This is a genomic window from Sulfitobacter sp. (assembly GCF_041552635.1).
Lineage (GTDB): Bacteria > Pseudomonadota > Alphaproteobacteria > Rhodobacterales > Rhodobacteraceae > Sulfitobacter.
In genome coordinates this window covers 1-2,187 of the sequence record NZ_JBFEKM010000317.1, presented here as the reverse complement: position 1 = coordinate 2,187, position 2,187 = coordinate 1, and the positions used below count along the sequence as shown (strand labels likewise).

General features: G+C 58.8%; 3 protein-coding genes. All 3 read left to right on the top strand.

Going from position 1 to position 2,187, the window contains the following annotated elements; all coding sequences use genetic code 11:
• The coding region (locus tag ABYT07_RS20590) for a site-specific DNA-methyltransferase (RefSeq protein WP_372993867.1) at positions 1 to 444 on the top strand (444 nt) is incomplete at its 5' end.
• Complete coding sequence (locus ABYT07_RS20585; RefSeq protein ID WP_372993866.1) at positions 441 to 1,349, top strand: hypothetical protein; 909 nt, start codon at positions 441 to 443, stop codon at positions 1,347 to 1,349. The genes ABYT07_RS20590 and ABYT07_RS20585, both read left to right, overlap by 4 nt.
• Before the next feature lie 2 nt (positions 1,350 to 1,351).
• A complete protein-coding gene (locus tag ABYT07_RS20580; RefSeq protein WP_372993865.1) occupies positions 1,352 to 1,996 on the top strand; it encodes a hypothetical protein in 645 nt (214 codons plus the stop codon).
• Positions 1,997 to 2,187: the final 191 nt, after the last annotated feature.

Genomic DNA, 2,187 nt, shown 5'->3' with positions numbered 1-2,187 from the left:
AGCAACCTGTTTGCGGCGCATAGCGGGTTTATCGGCGCGGGGTTCAAGTTTCATAGCCTGTTGGTGTGGGACAAGATCGTGCCGAACCGGACGCGGTATTACATGAAGGACAGCGAATTCACGTTGTTTTTGTGGAAGGGCCGTGCGCGCGACATCCGGCACGGCGGCAGCAAGCGCGTTGTGCGTTTGGCGCGGCCTGACGGTGCTGTCCACCCGACGCAAAAGCCGATCGATTTGATGCGGCTTTACATCAACAATTCATCCGATCCCGGCGATCTGGTTCTCGATCCCTTTATGGGGTCGGGCACCACATTGGTTGCTGCCTTCAACGCGGGCCGGCGCGCCATCGGGATTGAGAAATCATCAGAGCATTTCGAGGCGGCCTGCGCGCGTGTGCGGGCAGCTGTAGATGCAAACATCCAGCAAAAGGAGCATGTGACATGAGTGTGATTGACCAGCTTGAAGGGTTGTGCAGCCAGCGGGCCGTTTCCCTGCTGAACATGCAGGCCGAAGTCGCCAGTTTTTCCAAAGCCGTTCAGCAGTGCGATGATGCGGTGCAGTTCTTGAAGCGCGCTCAGGATGATCTGGACCGTATCGGGTTTGATCCTGAAGTGACATTCGGCGATGGCGGGCGCGTTAATGTGGCGTTCGACCTGCCGGATTTCATCGTGTCAGTGGGCTTTTCTCACGCGGCAGCCAGCACGGCCATCGAAGCGGTCGAAGTGACCGACACGCCGGAACCTGTGCGGCTGGATGTTCCTGACACTGTGACGCCAGCCCCGCCAGAGCCAAAGCCCGAGCCGACGCGCCAAGCGACGCACAAAACGGGCCCTTGGACGGCTGCAGAGCTGCGGATCGTCGCGGCTGCGGTCGAGAATGGCAAAACCTGCGAAGAAATCGCCACGACCTTGAACAGGACCAAAGGCGGTGTTGGCATGAAGATGAAAGCCATTGCGCGCGAAGCGGCTAAAGCCCCCATCACGGTGCCCGATGCGCCATCTGAGGTGAAGGTTCCAGCGCGTGAGGTAAAGGCGGCTGCTGATGCGGTGACGCGCAAAAAGCGGGCAGCCTGTGCGCCCAAGCCGCCCGAGCAGACCCTCTCTGCGGAGGATCGCGCGATCAACACGCATCTTGATGCGGTTGGCTACAAAGGCGGGTGGTCGAAGCTGATGGATTTCGAGATCCTGTCCGGTCTGATGAAGGGAAAGGGCGCGGCGCTTGTTGCGGATGAGCTGGGTGTCGAGACGGGCGATCTGGTCAGCCGCTTTAAGGCGATCAACACAAAAGCCGGTGATCTGCCACATCAGACGCGGCTGCTGCGGGTCTTGCGCATGCGGGCGGGGGTCTGATCGTGGGGCTGGTTGATTCACCGGGGCGTCTTGCGCTGGTCGACACCTCGGAGATCGAGGAATACCCGCTGACGCGCGATGACCGGTTGAACAGCCACTTCTTCATGGTTTGGGAACGGCGGCGTTGGCTAAACTCTGACATGCGGTTGAAGGGGCGTGCCGAGTGCCGCGCCCTGTATTTCGATCTGATCAACATCGCTTGTGATCAGTCGCCGGTGGGCACGATTCCGAATGACATGGAAGTGCTGGCAAAGTTGCTGATGATTTCGGAAAGCGAGCTCAAGACCCTGTGCCAGCTTGAATACGGGCCGTTGCATAAATGGCGGCCGTGTCGCTGTGGCGATGAGGTGCGTTTGATGCACCCGGTCGTGCTGGACATGCTGATCGAGGCTGTGTCGCGCAAGGAAGACAATCGGGCCAAGATGGAAGCAGCGAACACGGTCAAGCGGGTCCAGCGGCTGCGGTCGACTGTAGCGGGTCTTCAGACCGAGATGAGCAAGAACGATGCTGCCGTCAAATGGATGGACGAGTGGCTGGTCAAGCAAGGCGTCGGGTATCGCAACACCAGCTGGGTCGAGCAAGCGATGATGGCGTGGGCAGATCATCGCATGGACCTGTCACGCGCGCCGCAACGGCGGTCGATGTGAGGGGTGTGGTGAACTGTCCGCAGGACACTTTGGGGACATTTGCAGGACAGTTCGAGGACAGTCTTTAGATATTGTTTAATTATTTCAATCGGTTCGTCACTCTGTCCTCAAGTGTCCTACACGACAGGGACATAGACAGAGACAAAACAAGGAAAGTGACACAGTCGCGACAGATCGGATGTTGAGGCTGT

What these genes read in the sequence shown, in the direction of transcription:
- ABYT07_RS20585 (WP_372993866.1), top strand. Translation starts at nt 441, where the DNA reads ATGAGTGTGATTGACCAGCTTGAAGGGTTGTGCAGCCAGCGGGCCGTT.